This window comes from Streptomyces sp. NPDC048461, from assembly GCF_055587105.1.
In genome coordinates this window covers 131167-149414 of sequence record NZ_JBVJGW010000013.1, presented here as the reverse complement: position 1 = coordinate 149414, position 18248 = coordinate 131167, and the positions used below count along the sequence as shown (strand labels likewise).

The 18248-nt window shown below is 71.0% G+C and carries 19 protein-coding genes and 3 pseudogenes; 10 read left to right on the top strand and 12 right to left on the bottom strand.

Going from position 1 to position 18248, the window contains the following annotated elements:
* Positions 1-29: 29 nt before the first annotated feature.
* A pseudogene (locus ACZ6S8_RS23185) lies at positions 30-535 on the top strand (transposase family protein); the annotation flags it as partial.
* Positions 536-1552: 1017 nt separating this feature from the next.
* Here ACZ6S8_RS23185 and ACZ6S8_RS23180 read toward each other — a convergent pair.
* The 4 genes and pseudogenes from ACZ6S8_RS23180 to ACZ6S8_RS23165 form a co-directional block, all read right to left on the bottom strand.
* Complete coding sequence (locus tag ACZ6S8_RS23180; protein WP_469458734.1) at positions 1553-1816, bottom strand: transposase; 264 nt, start codon at positions 1814-1816, stop codon at positions 1553-1555.
* Positions 1817-2049: 233 nt separating this feature from the next.
* A pseudogene (locus ACZ6S8_RS23175) lies at positions 2050-2115 on the bottom strand (hypothetical protein); the annotation flags it as partial.
* A gap of 172 nt (positions 2116-2287) precedes the next feature.
* On the bottom strand, positions 2288-3874 hold the full coding sequence (locus tag ACZ6S8_RS23170; protein ID WP_469458586.1) for an MFS transporter: 1587 nt from the start codon (positions 3872-3874) through the stop codon (positions 2288-2290).
* Between the two features lie 59 nt (positions 3875-3933).
* Positions 3934-4407: a MarR family winged helix-turn-helix transcriptional regulator gene (locus ACZ6S8_RS23165; RefSeq protein WP_469458585.1), complete on the bottom strand. Its 474-nt coding sequence runs from the start codon at positions 4405-4407 to the stop codon at positions 3934-3936.
* A 135-nt stretch (positions 4408-4542) separates the two neighbouring features.
* Between ACZ6S8_RS23165 and ACZ6S8_RS23160 the strand changes: the two genes are divergently transcribed.
* On the top strand, positions 4543-5178 hold the full coding sequence (locus tag ACZ6S8_RS23160) for a VOC family protein (protein ID WP_469458583.1): 636 nt from the start codon (positions 4543-4545) through the stop codon (positions 5176-5178).
* Positions 5179-5275: 97 nt separating this feature from the next.
* On the opposite strand, the gene ACZ6S8_RS23155 is transcribed toward ACZ6S8_RS23160, so the two are convergent.
* The 3 genes from ACZ6S8_RS23155 to ACZ6S8_RS23145 form a co-directional block, all read right to left on the bottom strand.
* Positions 5276-6364 carry an SPFH domain-containing protein gene (locus tag ACZ6S8_RS23155; RefSeq protein ID WP_469458581.1) on the bottom strand — a complete coding sequence of 363 codons (1089 nt, stop codon included), beginning with the start codon at positions 6362-6364 and terminating at the stop codon, positions 5276-5278.
* 3 nt (positions 6365-6367) lie between these two features.
* Positions 6368-6805, bottom strand: a complete 438-nt coding sequence (locus ACZ6S8_RS23150; protein ID WP_469458579.1) for an NfeD family protein — start codon at positions 6803-6805, stop codon at positions 6368-6370.
* Between the two features lie 142 nt (positions 6806-6947).
* Positions 6948-7520, bottom strand: a complete 573-nt coding sequence (locus ACZ6S8_RS23145) for a CGNR zinc finger domain-containing protein (protein ID WP_469458578.1) — start codon at positions 7518-7520, stop codon at positions 6948-6950.
* 152 nt (positions 7521-7672) lie between these two features.
* Here ACZ6S8_RS23145 and ACZ6S8_RS23140 point away from each other — a divergent pair, with 152 nt between their 5' ends.
* The 3 genes and pseudogenes from ACZ6S8_RS23140 to ACZ6S8_RS23130 all read left to right on the top strand — a co-directional run.
* On the top strand, positions 7673-8128 hold the full coding sequence (locus tag ACZ6S8_RS23140) for a VOC family protein (RefSeq protein ID WP_469458576.1): 456 nt from the start codon (positions 7673-7675) through the stop codon (positions 8126-8128).
* 91 nt (positions 8129-8219) lie between these two features.
* The gene (locus ACZ6S8_RS23135; protein WP_469458574.1) at positions 8220-9176 is read left to right on the top strand and encodes a pyridoxamine 5'-phosphate oxidase family protein; all 957 of its coding nucleotides are present in this window, start codon (positions 8220-8222) and stop codon (positions 9174-9176) included.
* A gap of 59 nt (positions 9177-9235) precedes the next feature.
* Positions 9236-9289, top strand: a pseudogene (locus tag ACZ6S8_RS23130) (ferredoxin); the annotation flags it as partial.
* Between the two features lie 123 nt (positions 9290-9412).
* On the opposite strand, the gene ACZ6S8_RS23125 reads toward ACZ6S8_RS23130, so the two are convergent.
* Complete coding sequence (locus ACZ6S8_RS23125) at positions 9413-9589, bottom strand: hypothetical protein (RefSeq protein WP_469458739.1); 177 nt, start codon at positions 9587-9589, stop codon at positions 9413-9415.
* Between the two features lie 53 nt (positions 9590-9642).
* Here ACZ6S8_RS23125 and ACZ6S8_RS23120 point away from each other — a divergent pair, with 53 nt between their 5' ends.
* Entirely contained in the window at positions 9643-10980 is a 1338-nt protein-coding gene (locus ACZ6S8_RS23120) for a serine/threonine-protein kinase (RefSeq protein WP_469458572.1), read from the top strand.
* Positions 10981-10992: 12 nt separating this feature from the next.
* On the opposite strand, the gene ACZ6S8_RS23115 is transcribed toward ACZ6S8_RS23120, so the two are convergent.
* Entirely contained in the window at positions 10993-11406 is a 414-nt protein-coding gene (locus ACZ6S8_RS23115; RefSeq protein WP_469458571.1) for an arsenate reductase ArsC, read from the bottom strand.
* 118 nt (positions 11407-11524) lie between these two features.
* Here ACZ6S8_RS23115 and ACZ6S8_RS23110 point away from each other — a divergent pair, with 118 nt between their 5' ends.
* From ACZ6S8_RS23110 to ACZ6S8_RS23100, 3 genes are all read left to right on the top strand, one after another.
* Positions 11525-11764 (top strand): transcriptional regulator, encoded by a 240-nt coding sequence (locus ACZ6S8_RS23110; RefSeq protein WP_469458569.1) that lies wholly within the window; start codon positions 11525-11527, stop codon positions 11762-11764.
* On the top strand, positions 11761-12852 hold the full coding sequence (gene arsB, locus ACZ6S8_RS23105; protein WP_469458567.1) for an ACR3 family arsenite efflux transporter: 1092 nt from the start codon (positions 11761-11763) through the stop codon (positions 12850-12852). Before ACZ6S8_RS23110 ends, arsB begins: the two co-directional genes overlap by 4 nt.
* A gap of 144 nt (positions 12853-12996) precedes the next feature.
* Positions 12997-14271 (top strand): APC family permease, encoded by a 1275-nt coding sequence (locus ACZ6S8_RS23100; RefSeq protein ID WP_469458565.1) that lies wholly within the window; start codon positions 12997-12999, stop codon positions 14269-14271.
* 60 nt (positions 14272-14331) lie between these two features.
* Here the strand turns inward: ACZ6S8_RS23100 and ACZ6S8_RS23095 are convergent, their stop codons facing one another.
* Both ACZ6S8_RS23095 and ACZ6S8_RS23090 read right to left on the bottom strand, forming a co-directional pair.
* The gene (locus ACZ6S8_RS23095; protein ID WP_469458563.1) at positions 14332-14826 is read right to left on the bottom strand and encodes a GNAT family N-acetyltransferase; all 495 of its coding nucleotides are present in this window, start codon (positions 14824-14826) and stop codon (positions 14332-14334) included.
* Positions 14823-15188, bottom strand: a complete 366-nt coding sequence (locus tag ACZ6S8_RS23090; RefSeq protein ID WP_469458561.1) for an ArsR/SmtB family transcription factor — start codon at positions 15186-15188, stop codon at positions 14823-14825. The genes ACZ6S8_RS23095 and ACZ6S8_RS23090 overlap by 4 nt, the downstream gene beginning before the upstream one ends.
* Before the next feature lie 121 nt (positions 15189-15309).
* On the opposite strand from ACZ6S8_RS23090, the gene ACZ6S8_RS23085 reads away from it, so the two are divergent.
* A complete protein-coding gene (locus ACZ6S8_RS23085; RefSeq protein WP_469458733.1) occupies positions 15310-16680 on the top strand; it encodes an FAD-dependent oxidoreductase in 1371 nt (456 codons plus the stop codon).
* Between the two features lie 76 nt (positions 16681-16756).
* Here the strand turns inward: ACZ6S8_RS23085 and nhaA are convergent, their stop codons facing one another.
* Positions 16757-18082 (bottom strand): Na+/H+ antiporter NhaA, encoded by a 1326-nt coding sequence (gene nhaA, locus ACZ6S8_RS23080; protein WP_469458559.1) that lies wholly within the window; start codon positions 18080-18082, stop codon positions 16757-16759.
* Positions 18083-18248: the final 166 nt, after the last annotated feature.

The window sequence follows — 18248 nt, the reverse complement described above, 5'->3', positions numbered from 1 at the left end:
GTTGTGTGACGAACGACCTGGACGCCCTGCTGGCGGATTCCGAGCTCGTCCGCCTGGCTGTGGCACAGGCGCCGCTGGGTGTCACTTCAGAGTCGCGGCGACTACGGTTCGTAGACGTCCCCTGGGTGGGATGTTCCCGTACGTGCCCGGGCAGCCGGGCTGGAACAAGCGGCTGCGCGCCGCGTTTCCACTGGTCAAGAAGGAAATACGGCTGCTCACTCCACGCCGGTGGAATGCGGCCGCTCTCGTCCGACCGTGAAGCGGTCGGACATGGCCGGATGGGCCGGATGCGGGTACCGCGCCGGCCACAGCCGGTTCTTCTGGGGCCTGCGCCTGCACCCCGGACGCCCTGCCGATCCTGTGGGCTCCGGCGAACCCGAAGATGGACGAGCGTGAGGTGCTGAACGCGATGCCCGGCCGCGAACCCGAGACCGTCACGATCCGGCCGGGGCTGCTGATGATCTCCGACAAGGGCTTCGCCTCCAAAGAGTTCGAGGCCGATCTGACCCTCAGGAGTGCCGAGTTGCTGCGGCCGTTCTGGTGGATGGCGGGCTTGTTCCGTAGGTCAAGGAACTCGGAGTACACGATGAGAGCGTGCGCCTTGTGGACCTTTGTGGCATGAGCCATGCCCCGTTGATGTCGGACGAAGAGCTGGTCCAGATCGCGAGGTTCCATCTCCCTCAGCGGGTGCGTGAACCGTGAGCGCGCTTCGGTGATCACGTCAACGTCACCGGCGACCGTCCTGTCGCTGATGCCGACCGAAGCCCGGGCGAGCACGAACTCGGACAACAGGTCATGCTCGAAGGCCGCGAGCTCCTCCGGCGTCGTCAAGCGCAGTTCCGGACGCAGGTCTCGCATGATCGCCATGGACACGAAACCTCCAGCTCGACCATGTGACCAGCTGATCGGACTGGGCGATATTATCTCAAGAGTTTTGAGATTCCATCGGAATGGACAATCTCTCGCGTGAGACGAATGGACCTCCAGGTCAGCCGCACGCTGCGGCGAGACCGCGCTCCGGTGTGCTTGAGGAACCTGGGGAGCAGAGCCAACCGGCGCCGTGCTGCATTCACTCGCCAGGAACCGGACCCCGAGGAGGAGCTCCATGTTCCCCCCCGACTACCTCCTGCAGATGGCGTTTCAGCTCCGCCGACCGCGCGGTGATCTCCACCGTGCCCCACCGTTCACGTAGAACAGCCTGAGTCTCAGCACCCCATGCATCCCGATACGACGCCACAGCAGCGGCGAAGACCGAATTGTTTCCATCCCCGCTTTCGGGGACGTAAAAATTTTCTGTGAGACGCCGAGGCCGACCGCCCCACACGTACCCTTGTGGCGCATGTGTGGCACAGCGCCATAAGACTCGCGTTCGGAAGCTGCGTTCTCGCAGGTCAGCCCCCGTAGCTCAGTGGATAGAGCAGGCGCCTTCTAAGACGTCATCTCATTCGGCCAGTCTGCGGTAGCAGATGAGGGTGCAGGCGAGGCTGGTGAAGACGAGGAAGTGCTCGGCCTTGCGTTCGTAGCGGCGGTGCAGCAGTCGGCAGCCGGCGAGCTAGGACATGGTCCTTGTGGCGACCCATCTGTGGCGGCCGAGCCGTTGTGAGGATTCGATACCTCTGCGGGCGATGCGGTGTTTGATGCCGCGTCCGCGTAACCATTGCTGCAGGTGGGCGTAGTCGTATCCCTTGTCCGCGTGGACCTTGCCGGGCTCGCGTTGTCGGCTTCCGCGGCGTGAGCTGATGGGTGGTATGCCGCGAACGAGGGGCTCGAGGGCCAGGCTGTCGTGCAGGTTGGCGCCCGAGATTGCGACGGACAGGGGCAGACCGTTCCGCTCGGTGATTAAGTGGATCTTCGAGCCGTACTTGCCCCGATCGACAGGATTCGGACCTGTCAGATCCCCCTTTTCAAGGCCCTCATGTTCACGGAGTCGATCGCGCAGCTGGACCAGTCGAGCTCGCCTCGGGCGCCGAGTCCGTCGAGGACCAGGCGGTGGAGCTTGGCCCACACGCGGGCCTTGCTCCACTCGGAGAACCGTCGGTGGGCTTGTCGCCGCCGAAGGGCCGAACGACGCCGTGGGCAGCTGCCGCCAGGTAAGCCCGACGTCGCGACGAACACGATCGCGGCCAGTACTTCACGGTCACCGTGCCGGCGCCGCCCCCGCCTTGGGGCCGCGACGGCGCCTCCGGCACCACCCGCTGGAACAGCACCCACAACTCGTCCGGCACCAGCCGCTCGACGATCCCCACCATGACCGACCGTACCCGCGATGCTTAAATGAGATGACCTCTTAGGGGCGGGCGCTCTGCGGGTTGCGTCGTACGCCGGCTGCGGCGAGGGCGGCGCCGATGACGCACAGGGTGCCGGTGACGAGCGCGGCGGTGTGCACGCCGTTGATGAACGCCTGGCCGCTGCCCTCGATCACCGCGGCCCTCAGCTGCGCCGGCATGTCACCGGAGACGGGTGAGATGCCCATGGCCACCGCGTCCTTGGCTTCGTGCAGGCCCTCGGCCATGGGTGCGGGCACCCCGGCGGAGGTGAGTTCGGCGGTCAGGGTCGAGTTGACCCGGCTGCTGATCAGGGACACGAGTACGGAGGTGCCCAGCGCGCCGCCGATCTGGAGCGCGGTGGCCTGGAGGCCGCCCGCTACGCCGGCGTCCTTGACCGGGGAGTTGCCCACGATGGCGTCGGAGGAGGCGGCCATGACCATGCCCACGCCGAGGCCCAGGGCGATGAAGGGGGGCCACATCGCGCCGTACGGCGAGTCCACGCCCCAAGTGATTACGCCGAAGGCCGCGCAGCCCTGGAGCACCATGCCGAGCGGCATGGACAGCCCGGCGCCGAACTTCTCGGTGAGCTTCGCGCCCAGCGGCGAGGCGACCACGGACGCCAGGCTCAGCGGCAGCGTGCGCACGCCGGCCTCGACGGGGGTGAAGCCGCGGACGTTCTGGAGGTACAGCATCACGAAGAAGATCACGCCGAGCAGGACGAAGAAGTTGATCGCGGTGATGATCGTGCCGATGGTCAGCGCGCGGCTGCGGAACAGCCGCATCGGCAGCAACGGGTTCTCCACCCGCGTTTCGTACCAGCCGAACACCAGGAGGATCGCGAGGCCGGAGGCAAGTGCGCCCAGCGTCGGGCCTGAACTCCAGCCCCAGGTCTCGCCCTTGACCACGCCGAACACGACGACGAGCAGTCCGATGGCGAGCAGGATCACACCGGGGACGTCGAAGCGCCGGTCTCCGGAGGTGTTCTTGCTCTGCGGCAGGACGAGTGCGCTGAAGACGAGCGCGACGACGCCGATCGGGGCGTTGATGTAGAAGACCGACTCCCAGCTGACGTGTTCGACGAGCAGCCCGCCGACGATGGGGCCGAGCGCGGTGGACACCGACGACACCATCGCCCAGACGCCCACGGCCATCCCGAACTTCTTCGGCGGGAACACCGCGCGCAGCAGCCCGAGCGTGTTGGGCATCAGCAGCGCACCGAAGAAGCCCTGAACGGCACGGAAGGCGATGACGCCCTCGATCGACCCGGCCAGCCCGATGGCGACCGACGCGAGCGTGAAACCGACGACTCCGACCAGGTAGAAGGTGCGCCGGCCGAAGCGGTCACCGAGCTTCCCGCCGAGGATCAGCGCGGCGGCCAGCGCCAGCAGGTAGGAGTTGGTGACCCACTGAAGGTCGGCGGTGGACGCGTTCAGGTCCCGGCCGATCTCCGGGTTGGCGATCGCGACGACGGAGCCGTCGAGGCCGACCATGAACAGTCCGAAGGCGACGGCGACGAGCGTCAGCCAGGGATTGGCGCGGCGGCCGACCGGAGCGGCGGACGGGCTGGGTGCGGGCAGGGGGGAGCTGTCCACGGCGGTGGAGGACATGGGGGTGCCTTGCTTCCTCGTAAGGATGGAGGTCGACGGGCCGCGGGGACGCGAGCCCGTCAGTGGGCGGCGGGGTGAACGTGCCGCGCCACGCCCCGGAGCGCGCCGAGAGCGGACCCGATGGCGTCGAGATCCCCGTCCGTGAGGGTGCGCAGCGCCTCGACGAGGTACCCGTCCACGAGGCTCCCGACCTCGTCGAGCCGGTGGCGGGCCTCGGCCGTCAGGTGCAGATGTGCGACCCGCTTGTCCGCCGGGTCCTGCCTGCGCTCCAGCAGCCCCTGGCCCGCCAGCTGTGTGACCAGGGCGCTCACGTTGTTCGCCTTCATCAGCAGGACTTCGGCGGCCTCGCGCACCGTGACGCCGTCACGCTCGCCGACGAGCCGCAGCAGTGCCAGCTGGGTCTCGGGTGGCTTGGGGTGCGGAAAGTCCTGGGCAAGACGCCGGTCGAGCGCCCGGTGCAGCGCGGGCAGAACGGCCGACATCGCGGACGCGATCTGCCGGATGTCCTGCTCGGACGCGCTGGGGGTGACCATGCAGGCAATGTAAGTATGACTGCATAGCTATGTCAACATACTCAATCGCGCGCGAGGTCGGGCTGATCGCCGTCCCGGCCGGGGCGGCGGGCGTGGCGGCGGGATTTGTGCGGGTTGTGGGGTGATGATGCGGCAGTGCGACTTGATCACGTGTCCTATGCGGTGGCCCGCGACAGCTTCGTTTCGACCGTCCAGCGGATCGGATCGGCCCTCGGTGCCGGGTTCGTCGACGGGGGCGTGCATCCGCGATTCGGCACCCGCAACTTCATCCTCCCCCTGAGCGGCGGCGCCTACGTCGAGGTCGTCACGACGCTCGACCACCCCGCCGCCGACCGCGCACCCTTCGGCCAGGCGGTCGCGCGCCGTGCCGCCGAGGGCGGCGGCTGGCTCGGCTGGGTGGTCTCCGTCGACGACATCGCCCCGGTCGAGGCCCGCCTCGGCCGTACCTCGGCCGAGGGCCACCGTGTCCGCCCCGACGGGTTCGACCTGAGGTGGAAGCAGATCGGTCTGCTGGAACTGCTGGAGGACCCGCAACTGCCGTACTTCCTCCAGTGGTTGGTACCCATCGAACAGCGCCCGAGCGCCGACCCGCGCACCTCCACCACCATCCGCGGAGTCTCCATCGCCGGCGACGGCGCTTCCATCGCCGAATTCCTCGGCGAACCGGCCGACCACCCCCTCGACCAGATCGATGTCACCTGGGTCGAGGATGAGGAACCGGGCCTGCTCTCGGTCGAGTTCTCCACCGCCCACGGCCCGGTCACGATCTGACCCGGGAGGCCGGGGAGTACGTCGTACGTCGAGAGGCCGCGCGCAGGCCGGCGAGGCCGTCGTCGCGATGACCTGACGGTGCGCCGGATCAGCGGACTCAGTGCGGTGCCCCGGGCCCCTGCGCGGCCCCGGCCCCGGCCCCGGCTCCGGCCCCGGCGCCGGCGCCGCGTCCCGCGGACCCGCTGCCCGCCTCTGCCTCCGCGGCGTCGGCGAGGGCTTCGGCGGCCGCTTCCGCGGCTTTCGCCGCGTCGTTCGCGGCTTGGACGGCCAGGTCGTCGGAGGACGCCTCGCGGGTCGCTGCGGACTGGGGGAGGACTTCGGAGAAGGCGCGCGTCACGTTCTGGAGGGCGGAGGTGACCTCGCCCGGGATCACCCAGAACGTGTTGCCCGGCCCCTGGGCGAGCTGGGGAAGCATCTGGAGGTACTGGTAGGCGAGGAGCTGGGGGTCGGGGTCGTTGCGATGGACGGCCTGGAACACCTCGTCGATGGCCCGCGACTGACCCTCCGCCCGCAGGATCTCGGCGGTCCGGTTTCCCTCGGCGCGCAGGACGGCGGACTGCTTGTCGCCCTCCGCGGTGAGGATCTGCGACTGGCGCTGTCCCTCGGCCCCGAGGATCGCGGCCCGCTTGTCCCGCTCGGCCCGCATCTGCTTCTCCATCGCGTCCTTGATGGACTGAGGTGGGTCGATGGCCTTGATCTCCACCCGGTTGACCCTGAGCCCCCACTTGCCGGTGGCCTCGTCGAGGACGCCGCGGAGCTGGCTGTTGATGGTGTCCCGCGAGGTCAGGGTCTTCTCCAGGTCCATGGACCCCACGACGTTGCGGAGCGTGGTGACCGTCAGCTGTTCCACCGCCTGGAGGAAGTTGGCGATCTCGTAGGCCGCCGCGCGGGGGTCGGTCACCTGGAAGTACAGAACGGTGTCGATCTCGACGACCAGGTTGTCTTCCGTGATGACCGGCTGCGGTTTGAAGGAAACGACCTGCTCGCGCAGGTCGATCACCGGGTAGACGCGGTCGACGTACGGGATGACGACGTTGAGGCCGGGTTTCAGGGTGCGGTGGTAGCGGCCGAGCCGCTCGACGTTTCGCGCGCGGGCCTGGGGGACGATGCGTACCGCCCGGACCACGGTGAGGACGGCGAGGACCGCGACGAGCAAACCGGCTACGAGGAACGCGGAAATCTCCATGGCTCACTCCCGGGGGTAGACGAGCGCGGTGGTGCCCTTGATCTCGATGACGTCGACGGCCGCGCCGGGAGGAATCACCAACGTCTCGTCGTAGGCCCGCGCCGTCCACTCCTCACCGCCGATGCGGACCCTGCCCCCCAGCCGCGACACCTCCGATGTCACGTAGGCGGCCTGCCCGACGAGGGCGTCGACGCCGAAGCGGCCGCCTCCGTCCGGCGTCGGCGACAGGCGGCGCAGCGCCACCGGGCGGACGAAGACCACGCTGACGGCCGACACGACCGCGAACACCAGAAACTGTCCGGGCAGCGGCAGACCGGCGGCGGCGCACAGGGAGGTGACCAGTGCCGCGCCGCCCAGCAGCCCGAGCGCGGCGGTGAGTGTGGCGATCTCCACCGCGCCCAGGACCAGGGCGACGATCAGCCAGACCAGCCAGGGGTCCATCCCTAGACCTCCTCGCGAGGAAGGAGAGCATCCCTTTTGTGAGTTTTTACCCGATATCCCTGAGAGGAACCGGGGCTCCGGTCCAGCGGATTTTCCCTCCCGGGTCGGGTTCCGGTCGGAGGGTCGTTCCGGCCCCGCACCGTCAGGCGGGGTTGTGGCGCGCGTAGTGCCGGTTCGCCTTGGCCCGGTTGCCGCAGCCGGCCATGGAGCACCAGCGCCGGGTGCCGTTCTTGGAGACGTCGTAGAAGTGCAGGATGCACTCGGGGTTCGCGCACGAGCGGACCCGTTCGGGCCGCTCGCCGAGCAGGTGGAGGAAGTTTTCGGCCACCGTCCACGCCACCAGCCACGAGGGCGTGTCCACCTCGACGGTGGCACCCGCACCGTCGGGGAGCAGCAGGCGGCGTACGCGACCGTGCTCCAGTACGGCGTTGAGCGGGCCGGTGGTGGCCTCGTCCCAGGGTGTCGGGGTGTCGACGAGCGCGTCGAGCGCGCCGCGGACCTGGAGGAGCGCGTCCAGCGTCGGGCGGTCGGCCACGGCCGGCCGGTCGCCGAGCTCCTGGCGGACGATCGGGCCGGCGAGCCAGACGGCCAGTCCTTCGACGGATTCCAGCAGATCGTGCCGACCGTCGCCGTCGATCCATCGGGTGTTGAGCAGATCGATGGAGAGCGGTTCGCCGGTCAGTGGCCGGGGGTCCGGCTCCGCGGGTGGCGGCACGGGCGGCTCCTTCCTTCTCCGTGGGGATGCCCGGCCCACCATAACCGGTCATCCGAAGATCAAAGGTTGACGCTCCTCAATTCTAACCACTAAAGTCTTTTTCAGTGGTTGAGAGGGCGCCTCGAAACCCCGACCGAAAGCAGTGATCCAGCATGGGCAAGGCACAGACCCTGCAGACCGGGCACGTCGGTCTGAACATCACCGACATGGACCGCTCCCTGGCCTTCTACCGCGAGGTCTTCGACTTCGAGGTGCTGGCGGAAGGCAAGGAGGAGGACCGTCGCTGGGCGTTCCTCGGCCGCGACGGCCGGATGCACGTCACCCTCTGGCAGCAGAGCGCGGGCACGTTCGGCACGGACCTGCCGGGACTGCACCACCTCTCCTTCCAGGTGGAGACCATCGACGAAGTCCGTGCCACCGAAGAGGTCCTGCGCGGCCTGAACGCCGAGTTCACCTACGCCGGGGTCGTCCCGCACGGTGAGAACGGCGCCTCCGGCGGCATCTTCTTCACCGACCCCGACGGCATCCGCCTCGAGATCTACGCCCCCACCGGGGCCAACCCGGCCGACGCCCCCACCCAGGGCGCGCCCACCTGCGGCTTCTTCTAGACACGAGCGGCCAGCAGCCCCCAAGGTGCGATCGGGGACCGGGCCCGGGCGGGCCCGCATCCCCGGTTGCGGCGCAACGAAAGGAACTGCCATGGCAACCGGCTACCATCCCGGCGAACTCCTGGTGCAACACCGTGCCGACCTCACCGGCGCGGCGGCTTCCTCCCTGGGCGGCATCGGCGAGTCCGTCCCCGCCGTGGCGGCGGACTTCCTCGCCGAGCAGCCGATGATCATCCTCGGCGGCACGGACCGCGCGGGCCGCGTCTGGGCCACCCAGCTGACCGGCGACCCCGGCTTCCTGCGGGCGCCCGACCCCCGCACCCTCACCGTCGACGCGCTCCCCCTGCCGGGCGATCCCCTCGCGGACCTGCTCGGCCGGGCCGACGCCCCCGCCGGGACCACGCAGGCGGAACGGCCCGTCCGGCTGGGCATGATCGCCATCGAGCCCGCCACCCGCCGTCGCATGCGCCTGAACGGCAGGGCGTTCCCGCGCGCCGGCGGGTTGCGCGTCGCGCTCGACCAGGTCATCGCCAACTGCCCCAAATACCTGCAGAAGCGGGACTACCGGATCCTGCGGGCTACCGAGGCCGAGGCGCGGGCGGCGGCCCGCACGGTCACCTCCGGCACCGCGCTCAGCGCGGCCCAGCAGGAGACGGTGCGCGCAGCCGACACCTTCTTCGTCGCCACTGCCTCCGACCGCGGCGATGCCGACGCAAGCCACCGCGGCGGCAACCCCGGCTTCGTCCAGGTGCTCTCCCCGACGCGGCTGCGCTGGCCCGACTACATCGGGAACGCCATGTTCCTGACGCTCGGCAACCTCGCGCTCAATCCGGCCGCCGGAATCCTCTTCCCGAACTGGACCACGGGCTCCGTCCTCCACCTCTCCGGCACCGCGCACACCGTGTGGGACGAGGAGGAACGGTCCCGCATTCCCGGAGCGCAGCGCCTCGTGGAGTTCTCCGTCACGGACGTACGGGAGATCTCCGCCGCCTCGCCGCTGCGCTGGAGCGACCCCGGATACTCGCGCTTCAACCCCCCGGTCAGCTGAGACCACCTTCCCCGCCGGCCCGGAAACGGGGCCGGTCCTCGCCCCCACCGGAGCCACTCATGCAGATCACCGTGGACATGAACCTCTGCGCGAGCCACGGACAGTGCGTCTTCGCGGCGCCCGAGGTCTTCTCTTTCGACGACGAGGACTACCTCCTCTACGACGCCACCCCGACGACGCCCTGCTGGACAAGGCCAGGAAGGCGGCAACGGCCTGCCCCGCCCGCGCCATCACCGTCACGCCGGCTCCCACGCCGGCCGCCGGCACTCCGGCCGCACCGTGAGCACGACCCCGGGGCCCTCGCCGACGGCGCCCGGGGCGTGGTCGCGGCCGGTGACGTCACGCGCCTGCGGCGCCCGCCGGCAGGCGGTGCCGAGCGTCCGCCCGGGATCCTCCAGTCCGCTGAATGGCACGACGTGCGAAGGGTAGGAGCGCGCCAACGCCCGCGAGTGGAGGAGGACCCCGTATGACGGCCAGGTCCGTCCCGGAGCACGGAGCACTGCCCCCGCACGATGTCCTGCTGGGCGGCCGCTACCGGCTCCAGCGGCCCATCGGGTCCGGCGGTACGGCCGACGTCTTCTGCGGCGTCGACCAGGTCCTGGGCCGTGAGGTGGCCGTCAAGGTGTTCCGCTCGGGTGCGGACACCGTCACCGCCGATCGCTTCTGCGACGAAGCCCGCACGCTGGCCCGGATGTCCCACCGCGCCCTCGTCACCGTCTACGACGCCGGACGTCACGGGCACGGCGCCTTCATGGTCACGGAACTGATCCGCGGTGTCACCTTGCGGGCCCGGATGGATGCCGGCCCCCTGAGCCCCGTTCACGTCGCGCGGATCGGCGCCGACATCTCGTCGGCCCTGGACCACGTGCACGCCCACGGCGTGATCCACCACGACGTGAAGCCGTCCAACATCCTGCTGGGTCAGGAAGGGGCGCCGTACCTGGCCGACTTCGGGCTTTCCAGAACCGTGCACGACCACTCCCACAGTGCGTCCGACACCCTGGTCGGCACGCTCGCCTACATGGCCCCCGAGCAGTTCCTCGGGCAGGGCGCGAGCGCGGCCAGCGACATATACGCCATGGGAGTGACCCTGCTCGAAGCGCTCACGGGCCACCGCGAGTACCAGGGAACCCCCGTGGAGATCGGCACCGCCCACCTCCTGCGTCAGCCCCGGATACCCGACGGGTTGCCGGACGGCCTGGCCCGCCTGCTGAAGGCGATGACCGACCAGGCCCCTCAGGCCCGCCCCGACGCTGCCGCCGTTCAGCAGCGTCTGCAGGAGATCGCACAGCCGCGGCGCCCCCTCGCCGCGGTGGGCGCGTCGCCCACCGGCGCCTCCACCCGTACGTCCCCGCGCGCGGCGATCGCCGCTCGCGCCGCGCGTACGCCCGCACCACCGCGGAGCCGGGTGACCGGTCGGCGCCGCGCGGTGGGGTTGGGGCTCGCGGCCGCGATCGTCGCGGGCAGCTGCGCCTGGGCCATGGGCGGGATCCCGGCCGGGAGGAACGCACCTGCCACCGCTCCCGCGCGCGAGGAACCCTCGGCGCCGAGGAACACCGAGGCGGTGGGACCCGTGGGGTCTCAGCCGTCGGTGCAGGTGCCACCGCTTCCCGCCGTTGCGGAGCCGACCCGGCAGCCGTCGTACGAGGCGTCGACCACCCCACGGGACGTCCGGGCATCCGCCGACCCGACCGGTGCGTACTCCTCGCCGCCGGTCACGGACCGCCCGGCGAAGGCGCCGGGGGCGGCGAAGACGAAGGAGAGCCCGGGGAAGGCCAAGGGGAAGAAGGACAAGGGACGGTGACCGGAGCGTCGCTCACTCCACGGGTTCCGGGGCGATCTCGGCGATCAGGCCCTCGATCAGGATCCTGATCTCGTCGCGGATCGGGCGGACGGCCTCGACTCCCTGGCCGGCGGGGTCGTCGAGCTTCCAGTCGAGGTAGCGCTTGCCGGGGAAGACGGGGCAGGTGTCGCCGCAGCCCATGGTGATGCACACGTCGGAGGCCCTGACCGCGTCGATCGTGAGGATCTTCGGCGTCTGGGCGGACATGTCGATGCCGACCTCGCGCATCGCCTCGACTGCGGCCGGATTGACCGAACCGGCGGGAGCGGACCCGGCGGAGCGGACCTCGACGCGGTCCCCGGCGAGGTGGGTCAGCCAGGCGGCGGCCATCTGCGAGCGGCCCGCGTTGTGGACGCAGACGAACAGGACGGAGGGCTTCTCGGACACGGGGCTCTCTTCTCCAGGCGGGCGGGCATCGGTCGAGCAGACGGACGGACAGGTATCAGGAGGCGATGACATCAGCACCCGGTGGTGTCAGTCGCCACTGATGTGAAAATATCAGCCCATGATGACGTCAGTCGACACTGACCTGACCCGGGTCCTTGCAGACCCCCTCGGGCTCCGGATCGCCGCCCTGCCCGCCCGCGAGGCGCTGCGTACCACGCACCTCGCGGACACCGAGCCGCGCGGCCGCTTCGTCCACCACGGGCTGCGCCCGGACGTCATCGCCCGGTTCGCCGGCCAGTTCGCCGACCTGGCCGCCTCCGCCCGCACCACTGCCGAGAACAAGAGGGCCCGACCGTGACCCCCACCCAAGCGCCCGCGACGACCGAAGACGCCTCGGTCGTTCGCAAGCTCTCGACCCTGGACCGCTTCCTCGCGGTCTGGATCCTGCTCGCCATGGGCCTCGGCCTGGGGCTGGGCCGTCTGATTCCCGGCCTGAACGACGCGCTCGCCACGGTGGAGATCGGCGGGATCTCCCTGCCGATCGCGGTCGGCCTGCTGGTGATGATGTACCCGGTCCTGGCGAAGGTCCGCTACGACAAGCTCGATGCGGTCACGGGCGACCGCAGGCTGATGCTCTCCTCGCTCGTCGTCAACTGGGTCCTCGGGCCCGCGCTCATGTTCGCCCTGGCCTGGATCTTCCTCGCGGACCTGCCCGAGTACCGCACCGGCCTGATCATCGTCGGCCTCGCCCGCTGCATCGCCATGGTCATCATCTGGAACGACCTCGCCTGCGGCGACCGCGAGGCCGCCGCCGTCCTCGTCGCCCTGAACTCGGTGTTCCAGGTCATCGCCTTCGGCGTCCTGGGCTGGTTCTACCTCGACCTGCTGCCCGGATGGCTCGGCCTCGGCAACGGCGAGAACCTCGACATCTCGATGTGGAAGATCGCCCTGAACGTCGTCGTCTTCCTCGGCGTCCCGCTGCTCGCCGGGTTCCTGACCCGCCGGATCGGCGAGAAGAAGCTCGGCCGCGACACCTACGAGGCGACGTTCCTGCCGAAGATCGGCCCCTTCGCCCTGTACGGCCTGCTCTTCACGATCGTCATCCTCTTCGCCCTCCAGGGCCGGACCATCACCTCCCAGCCCCTGGACGTCGCACGGATCGCGCTCCCGCTGCTCGTCTACTTCGCGGTCATGTGGTTCGGCACCTTCGTCCTCGGCAAGGCGATCGGCCTGCCGTACGACCGCACCACCACCCTCGCCTTCACCGCGGCCGGCAACAACTTCGAGCTCGCCATCGCGGTCGCCATCGCCACCTTCGGCGTCACCAGCGGCCAGGCCCTGGCCGGGGTGGTCGGCCCCCTCATCGAGGTCCCCGTCCTGGTCGCCCTCGTCTACGTGTCCCTGGCCTGGCGCAGGAAGTTCGCGGAGCACCGGCTCACCTCATGACACAGCGCACCGGCGACCGTGCGCTACCGGCCAGGGCCCGAGGCGCGATGACGACACCGGGCAGGGGTCGGAGATCGGCTCCAGTATCGTCAGCCTGCATCGGAGTCCCCGAGGGGGGCGGCTCCGCCGCCGAGGAGTGGGTTCATGAGCGAGCCGTCGACGGCCGCCGGGCAGGACGCGTTGCAGCGGCGGATCGGGGTGGCCGACGCCGTGGTGATCGGCCTGGGGTCGATGATCGGCGCGGGGATCTTCGCCGCGCTCACGCCGGCCGCGCACGCGGCCGGCTCCGGGCTGCTGATCGGCATGGCCCTGGCTGCCGTGGTCGCGTACTGCAACGCCACCTCCTCCGCCCGGCTCGCCGCCCGCTACCCCACCTCGGGCGGCACCTACGTCTACGGCCGTGAGCGGCTCGGCGCGTTCTGGGGCCACCTCGCCGGGTGGGCGTTCGTGGTCGGCAAGACGGCTTCCTGCGCGGCCATGGCCCTGACGGTGGGCTCGTACGCATGGCCCGGCCACGCCCACGCGGTCGCGGTCGCTGCGGTGGTGGTGCTGACCGCGGTGAACTACACCGGGGTGCGGAAATCGGCGCTGCTGACCCGGGTGATCGTGGCCGTGGTCCTGGCGGTCCTCGCCGCCGTGGTGGTTGCCTCGCTCACCTCTCCGGCGTCGAGCGCGGCCCGCCTCGGCGTCGGGGGCGACGCGACCTTCACAGGGGTGCTCCAGGCGGCGGGCCTGCTGTTCTTCGCCTTCGCCGGATACGCGCGCATCGCCACCCTCGGCGAAGAGGTCCGCGACCCCCGGCGCACCATCCCCCGCGGCATCTCGATCGCACTCGGGACCACCCTGGTCGTCTACGCCGCCGTCGCGATCTCCGTGCTCTCCGTCCTCGGCCCACAGGGGCTGGCCCAGACCGCCACGCCCCTGGCGGACGCTGCCCGGGCGGCAGGCGCCGACGGGCTGGTGCCGGTGGTGCGCGCCGGCGCGGCGGTGGCCGCACTCGGCTCCCTGCTCGCCCTCATCCTGGGCGTCTCCCGCACCACGCTGGCCATGGCCCGCGACCGGCACCTGCCCCGCGTGCTCGCCGCCGTCCACCCGAAGTTCAAGGTGCCGCACCGCGCCGAACTCCTCGTCGGCGCGGTGGTGGCGGTGGCCGCCGCTACCGGGGACCTGCGCGGAGCGATCGGGTTCTCCTCCTTCGGCGTCCTGGTCTACTACGCCGTCGCCAACGCCTCCGCCTGGACCCTCACCCCCGGGGAGGGCCGCCCCCACCGCCTGATCCCCGCGGCCGGGCTGGTCGGCTGCCTCGTTCTCGCCTGTGCGCTGCCCGCGCCCTCGGTCGTCTCCGGTGCTGCGGTGATCGCTCTGGGTTCCGCCGTCTACGGCCTGCGCCGCGCCCGCGCCGCGCGCTCCACCTCCTGAAGGGCCGTCCCGCAAGGACCTCATCGGGTCATCCTGCGGCGGCCGGGCGGTGCGGATCCGTCACGAGAGGAGGGGGCTGCGCCGCTCCAGGAGTACGACGTCGCGCCAGACGCCGTGGTGGCGGCCGATGCGCTCGCGGGTGCCGATGATGCGGAAGCCGGCGCGCTGGTGGACGGCGAGGCTGGCGGCGTTCTCGGGGAAGATTCCGGACTGGATGGTCCAGATCCCCGCCGCTTCGGTCGACTCCACGAGCGCGGCCAGGAGGTGTCCGGCGACGCCGCGGCCGCGGGCGGCGGGGTGGACGTAGACCGAGTGCTCGACGACGCCCGCGTACGCGCAGCGGTCGGAGACCCGGCTCGCGGCCACCCAGCCGAGCAGCCTGCCGTCGGCGTCGAGCGCGGCGAAGCGGTGGCCGGGCAGCTTGGCCGCGTCGAACTGCTCCCAGGTCGGGGCGGTGGTTTCGAAGGTGGCGTTGCCCTCGTCGATCCCGGCCTGGTAGATGGCCAGGGTCTGTTCCGCGTGCGCGGCGGTCAGCTCGGTGACGGTGAGGGTCACGCGGTGGCCGCGCGGGTGAGGAGCCGGCCCATCGCGGCCAGTACCGAGGGCTCGACCCGGTAGTAGACCCAGGTGCCGCGCCGTTCGGAGGAGAGCAGGCCGGCCTCGCGGAGCTTCTTCAGGTGGTGGGAGACCGTGGGCTGGGAGACGCCGACGTCGGAGATGTCGCATACGCACGCCTCGCCGCCCTCGTGGGAGGCGACGGCCGAGAAGAGGCGCAGGCGTACCGGGTCGCCGAGCGCCTTGAACATGACGGCGGTCCGCTCGGCCTCCTCGGCCGTCAGCGGGCGCTCGGACAGGGGCGGGCAGCACGGGGCCACGGCCTCGGGCTCCAGCAGCGGCAACACCTTCGCAGCGGACATGACCCCATCATCCTCAGAACTTCGACAGATGTCTATGTTGACCAACGTCGATGCCGGGTGCACTCTTGAAGACGTCAGGACATCGACAGACGTCGAATCAATTCGGGAGCCCTTCGTGAACGTGAACACATCCGCCGAAGCCCTGCCCGTCGCCGTGATCGGGGCTGGTCCCGCCGGCCTGGCGGCCGCCGCCCACCTCGCCGGGCGCGGCATCGAGCCCCTGGTCCTGGAAGCCGGCACGTCTGCCGCCACCGCGGTACGCGCATGGGGTCACGTTCGGCTGTTCTCCACCTGGTCCGAGCTGGTGGACCCGGCCGCGGAGAAGCTTCTGGCCCCCACCGGCTGGACGGCGCCCGACGGCGCGACGTACCCCTCCGGCGCCGACTGGGCCGCCCTCTACCTTCAGCCCCTCGCCGACGTCCTCGGGGAAAGGGTCCGCTACGGCGCCACCGTCACCGGCGTTTCCCGCCTGGGCCGCGACCGGATCGTGGACGCCGACCGCGACCAGCAGCCCTTCACCGTGCGCATCGCGAACGCGGACGGAACCGAGGAACGCATCCTGGCCTCCGCCGTCATCGATGCCTCCGGCACCTGGTCCACGCCCGGTTCCATCGGCGGCGACGGCCTGCCCGCCCTCGGCGAGAAGGCTGCCGGCGACCGGATCTCCTACCGCATCCCCGACCTCGGGAACCCGGCCACCCGGGCCCGGTACGCCGGCAAGCGCACCGCCGTCATCGGCTCCGGCGCCTCCGCCTTCACCGCGCTGGCCTACCTGGCCGACCTGGCCAAGGCCGAGGACGGCACCGGCACCCACGCCACCTGGATCCTGCGCCGGGGCATCTCCGGCTCCACCTTCGGCGGCGGCAGCGCCGACCAGCTCCCGGCCCGCGGCGCCCTCGGCCTCGCCGCCAAGGCCGCCGTGGACGGCGGGCACGCCGACGCCGTCACCGGCTTCCGCACCGGCATCATCGAGCGTGACGGCGACGGCGACGGCCGTCTGGTCCTGGTCGGCGAGGACGGCCGCCGCCTGGACCCGGTCGACGAGGTCATCGTTCTCACCGGCCTGCGCCCCGACCTGTCCTTCCTCTCCGAGCTTCGCCTGGCCTTGGACGAGCGCCTCCAGGCCCCGGTCGGCCTCGCCCCGCTGATCGACCCGAACCAGCACTCCTGCGGCACCGTCTACCCCCACGGCGTGAACGAGCTCTCCCACCCCGAGAAGGACGTCTACCTCGTCGGCATGAAGTCCTACGGCCGCGCCCCCACCTTCCTCGCCATGACCGGCTACGAGCAGGTCCGCTCCATCGCCGCTCACCTCGCCGGCGACCACGACGCCGCGCAGCGCGTCGAGCTGACCCTCCCCGAAACCGGAGTCTGCGGCGGCGCGGGCCTCTTCGACCAGCCCGCGGCCGCCGAAGACACCAGCGGCGGTTGCTGCGCCGCCCCGGCCACCCTCACCATCGGCGCCCCCGCCGCGACGTCCGGCGGCTGCTGACCGGCGTACCACTGGTTCAGGACGACGTGGTCGCGACCGGGACGGGGGTCCGGTCGAGGCCGTGCGCCGCCGGTCATCAGCTGCGTAGCCGGTGGGTGTCGGTGGCAGGGCCGTCGCTCTGCGCCGTGTCGTACTGGTAGATGTCGGGGATGCCGTCGGCGTCGGCGTCGATGTTCTCCTCTTCGTACAGGCGCCGGTAGAGAGCGTTGCGCCGCCGCAGGAGCACCGCGGCGAGTACGGCTGCGCTGAGGGAGGCGAGGAGCACGGCGGCCTTGACGTGCTCCCCGACCTCCTGGCCGGGGAAGGCGAGCTCGCCGATGAGGAGGGCGACGGTGAAGCCGATCCCGGCCAGGACGGACAGGCCGAGGACGTCGGCCCAGGCGAGGTCGGGGTTGAGCTGGGCCTTGGTGAAACGGGCGGCGAGGTAGGTGCCGAGGAAGATGCCCAGGACCTTGCCGATGACGAGCCCGACGACGACGCCGAGCGGCTCGGGAGTGGTGAACACGGCGGCCAGTGCGGGGCCGGAGACGCCGACGCCCGCGGCGAAGAGGGCGAAGAGGGGAACCGCGACGCCGGCGGAGAACGGGTGCACGAGGTGGGAGACGCGGGCGGCGGGGGACGCGCTCTCGTCCTCGTCGCGCGTGGTGCGCAGGATGAGGCCCATGGCGACGCCGGCGACGGTGGCGTGGACGCCGCCGTTGTACATCAGCGCCCAGATCGCGATGCCGAGCGGGACGTACCACCACCAGCCGCGGACCCGGCAGCGCTGCAGGAGGTGGAAGACGGCGAGGCCGGCGAAGGCTCCGCCCAGCGCCCAGAGGTTCAGGTCGCCGGTGAAGAAGACGGCGATGATCAGGATCGCGCCGAGGTCGTCGACCACGGCGAGGGTGAGCAGGAAGGCGCGCAGGGCGGAGGGCAGGTGGGTGGAGATGACGGCGAGGACGGCGAGGGCGAAGGCGATGTCGGTGGCCATGGGGACGGCCCAGCCGTCCGGGCTGCCGCCGCCGAGGCCCGCGGTCAGCGCGTACAGGGCCGCCGGTACGGCCATGCCGCAGACCGCGGCGATGACGGGCAATGCCGCCGTGGCAGGGGTGCGCAGCTCGCCGACGACGAGTTCCCGCTTGAGTTCGATGCCTGCGACGAGGAAGAAGACCGCAAGGAGTCCGTCGGCGGTCCAGTGCCCGACGGACAGGTCCAGGCCGAGCGCGGGTATCCCGAAGTGGAAGTCGCGCATCGCCTCGTACGCGCTGCGGAACGGGGTGTTCGCCCAGATCAGTGCGATGACGGCGGCGCCGAGGAGGACCAGTCCGCCGACGGTCTCGGTGCGCAGGGCGGAGGCGATCGCCTGGCGCTCGGGCCAGGGCACGAGTCCGAAGGCGATGCGGGGGCGCGGGTCGCTCATGGTGGTGGCTCCGGGACGTCGGCTGAAGACGGGCACACGGCCCCTGCTCGCCGACCAGACTTCCCGGCACACCGCGCGTCACCGGCAACTCGGCTGCCCCGTTGACGCGTTCCTTACACCCTAGGGGACTTGCCGGGATCCCGCCAGAACGCTTCTCACCTGCTGA